Origin of the sequence: Actinomadura sp. 7K507 (assembly GCF_004348425.1) — a bacterium.
GTDB lineage: Bacteria > Actinomycetota > Actinomycetes > Streptosporangiales > Streptosporangiaceae > Spirillospora.
This window is the reverse complement of record NZ_SMKK01000113.1, coordinates 22,029-28,028: the sequence shown is the minus strand read 5'-3', so window position 1 is coordinate 28,028 and position 6,000 is coordinate 22,029. Positions and strand designations below refer to the sequence as shown.

At 68.8% G+C, this 6,000-nt stretch carries 8 protein-coding genes and 1 tRNA gene; 4 read left to right on the top strand and 5 right to left on the bottom strand.

The features are described from left to right. On the top strand, positions 1–241 hold a 241-nt coding region (locus E1285_RS24585), incomplete at its 5' end, for a cytochrome P450 (RefSeq protein ID WP_132155976.1). 43 nt (positions 242–284) lie between these two features. Continuing rightward, positions 285–357 (top strand) — tRNA-Lys (locus E1285_RS24580). 491 nt (positions 358–848) lie between these two features. On the opposite strand, the gene E1285_RS24575 is transcribed toward E1285_RS24580, so the two are convergent. Further along, positions 849–1,079: a hypothetical protein gene (locus E1285_RS24575; protein WP_132155974.1), complete on the bottom strand. Its 231-nt coding sequence runs from the start codon at positions 1,077–1,079 to the stop codon at positions 849–851. After that, a complete protein-coding gene (locus tag E1285_RS24570; RefSeq protein WP_132155972.1) occupies positions 1,076–1,327 on the bottom strand; it encodes a DUF1876 domain-containing protein in 252 nt (83 codons plus the stop codon). The genes E1285_RS24575 and E1285_RS24570 overlap by 4 nt, the downstream gene beginning before the upstream one ends. A gap of 119 nt (positions 1,328–1,446) precedes the next feature. Between E1285_RS24570 and E1285_RS45740 the strand changes: the two genes are divergently transcribed. Beyond that, positions 1,447–1,620: a hypothetical protein gene (locus E1285_RS45740; protein WP_165966742.1), complete on the top strand. Its 174-nt coding sequence runs from the start codon at positions 1,447–1,449 to the stop codon at positions 1,618–1,620. Between the two features lie 98 nt (positions 1,621–1,718). After that, complete coding sequence (locus E1285_RS24565) at positions 1,719–2,870, top strand: magnesium and cobalt transport protein CorA (RefSeq protein ID WP_243723022.1); 1,152 nt, start codon at positions 1,719–1,721, stop codon at positions 2,868–2,870. A 564-nt stretch (positions 2,871–3,434) separates the two neighbouring features. Here the strand turns inward: E1285_RS24565 and E1285_RS24560 are convergent. The 3 genes from E1285_RS24560 to E1285_RS24550 all read right to left on the bottom strand — a co-directional run bounded on the left by E1285_RS24560 (position 3,435) and on the right by E1285_RS24550 (position 5,986). Next, a complete protein-coding gene (locus E1285_RS24560; protein ID WP_132155968.1) occupies positions 3,435–3,878 on the bottom strand; it encodes a hypothetical protein in 444 nt (147 codons plus the stop codon). Positions 3,879–4,457: 579 nt separating this feature from the next. Next, positions 4,458–4,631: a DUF1918 domain-containing protein gene (locus E1285_RS47570; protein ID WP_279510090.1), complete on the bottom strand. Its 174-nt coding sequence runs from the start codon at positions 4,629–4,631 to the stop codon at positions 4,458–4,460. A 476-nt stretch (positions 4,632–5,107) separates the two neighbouring features. Next, positions 5,108–5,986: a universal stress protein gene (locus E1285_RS24550; RefSeq protein ID WP_132155966.1), complete on the bottom strand. Its 879-nt coding sequence runs from the start codon at positions 5,984–5,986 to the stop codon at positions 5,108–5,110. Positions 5,987–6,000: the final 14 nt, after the last annotated feature.

Here is a 6,000-nt window from a genome sequence, read left to right as displayed (position 1 = left end):
CGCAACCGTCTTCCCGTCCCCCGACCGCTTCGACATCACCCGCACCCCCAACGACCACGTCAGCTTCGGCTTCGGCCCCCACTTCTGCCTGGGCGCCCACCTGGCCCGCACTCAGATGCGCGCCATCTTCCGCGAACTCCTCCCCCACCAGATCACCCGCACCGGCACCCCCGTGCGCCTTGCCTCCAACTTCCAGAACGGCCTCAAACACCTCCCCCTCCACCTGACCCGCACCCCGTAACCCCGTCGCAAACCCCCCAGCGATCTCGGTACCCTTGCACGACGGGTCGCTAGCTCAATTGGCAGAGCTCCGGACTTTTAATCCGTAGGCTGTGGGTTCGAGTCCCACGCGACCCACCCATCCCGACCAGGGCAAACACAAATTTCGTCCGGTATGCCGCCCGCCGGTTCCGTCCGGGTTCATCCCTCCGTCTGCTCGCCGTCTGCTCGGCGGCTCGATCCGGGCCTCCATCAATCCTGGTCAGGCCTCGAATCTCCCCGTCGCCGCCGACTGTGGCGCTGTTACTGCAGTCGGTACACCCACTTGGTCATCGTTCAGATCGACCGGCTTGACCCGTCGGCGAATCACCGACACTCGACCGAGTGCCACTCGTCAGCGCCGCCGCGGCGGCGGTCAGCACGTCCTCGTCCCGCTGCTCGCCGGGGTGCCGGCGAGCCGGGGCCCGCTCCGGGCACGCGACCGGCTCAGCGTAGGAAACGGCGGTCGGCCGATGGCAGATCCCTCGGAGGCACTGCGGAGGGTGATGAAACCCGCCGGGACGGACGAGCTGTCCAGCCGCGTCGCCGTCACCCCGGTCACCGACGCCGCAACCGGCGCCTCGGCGACGTCAGTCCCGGGCTCGTCTGGCGTCGTGGACGACGCTCGCGAGTTTCGTCATGAGCAGCAGGACGGCCAGCGCGATCACGCAGAACAGCACGAGGAGGGGCGCAACGCCGAGCCGCAGGGCACCGGACGTGACCACCGCTGCGACCGCCACGAGCACGAGGTATTGAAGGCGCGGCGACCCGGTCGAGACGGCCTGGCCCTGAGGACCGGAGCCGTCCAGGTCGGTGTTCACTGCGGACCCGCGAGTTGGGCGATGTCCTCGTTGGCGGTCTGGTGGAGCCGGTCGGCCAGATCGGCCAGCGCCCGGCTCACCGCGAGCTCGTCGCCGATCTCCGGGACCTCGCGGTCGACAGGGTTGCGGCGTGCGCGGCCGTGTCCGGTGGTCTTCTTCTCGCTGCCGCTGAGAAGGACGGCGCGCGCGGCGGTGTCCGTGCCGTCTTCGGTGATGTAGAGCTCCACGCCCCATTCCTTGGCCTTCATGGCGGGCCTCCTTCAATGGCGGTTCACCTTCATCGTCCAAGGGCGCCCGAAAGCCCGGAAGGGCCGGAAGTCCCACTCGCAAAAGGCGAATGACCTGCGATGACAATGTCGACGGATGCATGTCGGATGGCGGCGCGTCCTCAGACGTCTCCTACCTGGCCAGCGGCTACAAGTTCGTCGCCCACGGCGAGCTCGGCTTCCTGGCCGCCGCGGCTCTGGCCTGCGTCCTAGCCACGGTGTTCCCCGCCGCGCCGCCAGAGATCGGCATTATCCGCGCCGTCACCACCGAATGACCGCCCGCGCGGCGCCGACGGCATCGAGGGATGACAGCGACACTATGGACACTGGCGTGGAGAACCCCACGGCAAGGCCCGTCCCATGTGGAGGTCTGGTGGTCGATCGGCGTGTGCGGCCGCTCAAACAGCGGCCCCTCCAGCCCGGCGAACCGGGAGGCGAAGAGCAGCTCGCACCCGAGCACATGATGCATCCCCGTCCGGCGAAACCGTACTGGGCCGACACCGACGGCCCGGTGGACAGCGGCATCTACGTGGAGGGCGTCCGCCGCCGGTCCCCGGCGAGCCTGACCGACACCTACCGCGAACTGGCGGCGATGGGCGACGGGGCCATGGCCTGGATCGGGCTCGACCGCCCGTCGCAGGCCCAGCTGTGGTCGCTGGCCGAGCGGTTCGGCCTGCACGAGCTGGCGATCGAGGACGCGATCGTGGCGCACCAGCGTCCCAAGCTGGAACGGTACGGCAACACCCTGTTCGTGGTACTGCGCACCGCCCGGTACCTGGACCGGACCGAGGAGGTCGACTTCGGAGAGGTGCACGCGTTCATCGGCGAGAACTTCGTGCTGACGGTGCGGCACGGCGAGTCGCCCGACCTTGCCTCCGTGCGCAGGGAACTGGAAGCCGAGCCCGAACTGCTGGCCCTGGGGCCCCAGGCCGTGCTGTACGCGATCCTCGACGCGGCCGTGGACGGCTACGCACCCGTCATCGCCGGACTGCAGAACGCGATCGACGAGATCGAGACCGAGGTCTTCGACGGCGAGCCTGCCGTGTCCCGGCGCATCTACGAACTCTCCCGCGAGGTCATCGAGTTCCACCGCGCCGCCCGGCCGCTGATCCCGATGCTGGCCGAGGTGTCGGCCGAGTTCGTGAAGCGCGGCATCGACGAGGAGATACACCGGTACCTGCGCGACATCCACGACCACGCCACCATCGTGGTGGAACGCGTGGACGGCTTCCGGCAGAACCTCCAGAACATCCTGACGGTCAACGCCGCCCTCGTCGGCCAGGCGCAGAACGAGGAGATGAGACGCCTGTCCGAGGCGGGATACGCGCAGAACGAGCAGGTCAAGAGGATCTCCGGGTGGGCGGCCATCCTGTTCGCGCCCACCCTGGTCGGCACGATCTACGGGATGAACTTCCGCCACATGCCCGAACTGCACTGGCCGCTCGGCTACCCGTTCGCGCTGGCGCTCATGGCCATCGTCTGCGGCGTCCTGTATGCGGTGTTCAAGCACCGCGACTGGCTCTGACGGCGTCGGACGTCGCCAGGCCTTCTGTTGTCTGCCGGGGAGTGCTGCACCACACGGTCGGTGGTTCCCGGGCCATACCCGCGGGCGGTTGCCGGTGGACCTCCCCAAGCTGCCGGTGATCTGGACCGATCGTTCATGCGAGGGCGCTTTTCGAACGTCCCACCAGACGGCCGCCACGGCCTCCAAGCTCTTCTGTTCGCAGTCAGGGATGCTGCCGCTGAACACGCCGGTGCAGCGGGCGGTCGACAACGTAGCTCGCCGCGTACAGCGCCGACCACGGCGGTTCCGCGTCCGAGGTCATCTCCCCAAGCACGCCGACGGCGCGTTGCAGCCCCCTCGACGGCCGGCTCGCGCAGGTCGGCCGGGGATCGGGGCAGGCGGGTTCGGGCCAAGCGACATCCCGCGGAAACTCGCGCCAAGGGCACAGACGACCTTCAGCGCACGGAAGGGGACCTTCGCACGCTGCCCTGGCCGAGCGCGGCGGCAGACGCTGGAAGCACCACGAAGGACGGTGAATAACGGTGCGACGCATCACTGTGCCTCGCGGGCCGGGCGACCTGCCCATCACGCATCGGTGACGGCTACAAGGCCGACTTCGGTCGCAGGATACGGGTTATGCGGTTGCAGTCCCAGCTGCACTTTCCACATCGCCTCTGCCAAGGCGTGGAACTGGTAGAGCAGGCGGCGCAGCACGGGAAGATCTCCGGCGTCCGCCGTTACCGCGGCATGTTCGGCGACGATCGCGAGCCGGTTGAAGCGGCGGGCTAGAAAATGCGCCAGAGCCTCACGGCGAACGCTTTCCGACAGGGCGGCGAGAAGCACCGACTCGGCGGCACCCAACTCGACCATGACCACCGTGGTCGCCGCCCGCACGTCGATGTTCGTCTCCCAGCCGTCCTTCGCCAGCATCCTGAGCCTGCTCAATGCGGGCAGGCAACGCCGGTGGTGCTCCCGCAACCGATCCTCTAGGGCCGCCTCATCCACCGATCCAATACCTATGCCGGTCATATTGCCTCCACGGTGCTTGTCGGCTGGCTGAGCGTATTGCCGTGGGCGTCCGGCAAACCATGGCCTTCGTACACGTCCACCATCGCGACCGGAGGCGCCGAGCGAGTAGGGATCTAGGTCCCGGCTTCAGGGACGAAAGGCCCGGATCGCGGCCGGCATGCAATAAGTGATCAATGGTCACGGTGACGGCTTAAGCCAGGCAGTGCGCCCGCGCTTGGAGGACGGTGACCTGTCGCAGGGGCCACGAGGATGGGCCGCTCGGCGAACTCCGAGACGCGGCCCGGCTCCTTGAGGCGAGGGCCCTCTCCCGCGAGGCAGGGAGGCGTCGCCCGGCCGAGGGCGATCAGACGTGCCAGGGCACGGCAGGTCTCGGCCAGGACGCATTCGGCGATGCCTGGAAGCGCCGGACCGTCTCCATCTCGACCTCCTCAAAGCAGGACGTTCAACGCTTTGATCCGTTCGCCGAGCGCGGGGGCTCCGGGGCGGCTCGACCAGAACCAAGGGTTTCACGCGCATCCGTGAAGGGATGTTCGTGGGGCGCGCCCTCCGGTCCGCCACGCAGGCAGGGCGAATCTCAGTTCAGAGAGCGCGTGGCGCCGGGTGCTCTTCGATGAGAGCGTCCGAGGAGGGGTAGTACGTGCTCGTGTGCCCGTCATCCCATTCGACGACATAGGGCGGCGCCCCGTCCCGGCCGTGCACTTCAGTGATCAGCGCCTTGCGGTCCGCTTCCCCGACCTGGTGGCCGCGGACTATCCCTCAGTCGCCTTTCTTCGCCTTCATTGGAGACCTCCTGGTATCTCGTCCCTACTACCAGCTTGGAAGCCACCTGGTGGATGTCAACCGGTCGCTACGCGGACGCGAAGTGACGGTGACCTGGGCCGCCTCGGACGGGACCCAGCAAAAGGCCGCTACATGACCTGGCGCGGCGCGGTCCAGGCGACCGTCCGAAGGTCTGGGCGTGTTCCGGACGCGTGGGCGAGTACCCCCGCGCACCCACGCCTGAACCATCGGCGATGCCGCAGCGGCCGGAGCCTTGACGGTTCCGCGACGGGATCGCCTCTGGCCGGCTTCTACATGTTCCTGCGTCGCTACGACCGGCGGCGCTGCCGGCTCTGGGACGACGCGTCGGCGGACTTCGACAGTCGGCGTATGGGCCCCTGACGCCGCCGCCCACTGACGCCCAGCTTCAGGGGCATGTCCGCTGATGACCGGTGGCATCGGGGGACGTGCTAGTCGTCCGGGTCTTGGGGCGCGTGGACGACCGCTACCGGACAGGTCGCGTGCTGGACGAGGGCATGGCTGACCGATCCGAGCAGCAGGCCGCGAAAGCCGCCCAGTCCCCGCGAGCCGACGACGAGCAGACGCGCGCCTTGTGAGGCGTCCAGCAGGACTCCTCGCGGTGGCCCGAGCACGACCTCGGCCCGCACTTCCACCCCCGGGTGGAGTTCGCGCATGGGAAGCATCAACTGGTCCAGCCGTTCCCTGGCCGCCTTCCGTATTCCGGCCTCGTCCGCCAGCGGCGGAAGGCCCTTCACAGGGACCGACTCCCATGCCGCCACCGCATGCACGGACGAACCGTGCAGTTCGGCCTCGGCGAACGCCATCGCCAGTGCTGCCCGCGACGCCGGTGAACCGTCCACGCCGACCACAACGCGCCCCGGCTCGACCTCCGGGCGCCGCCCCGGGTCACCGCGGGCGATCACCACCGGGCACTGAGCGTGTGCGACCACCTGAGCGCTGACCGATCCCAGCACCAGCCCGGCGAACCCGCCGAGGCCCCGTGGTCCCAGCACGAGCAAGGCGGCGCTCCGCCCCGCCTCGATCAACTCGGCGGCCGGCCGTCCGCATTCGAGCACGCCCCGCACCGGCAGGTCGGGAGCCTGCTTGCGGACGTGCTCGACACCGCCGTCCAGGGTCTCCTGCGCCACGGCCCGCAGATCCACCACGGGCATGGCCACCGGGCTCCCGATGAATGCCTCCCACGCGTGGATGACGGTCAGCGGCAGACCGCGGCTCTGGGCCTCGCCGACGGCCCAATCCAAGGCCCGAATCCCGTTCTGCGATCCGTCGTAACCGGCAACGACACCGGTGATGGCCTCTGCGTCCATGCCTTCCCCCAATT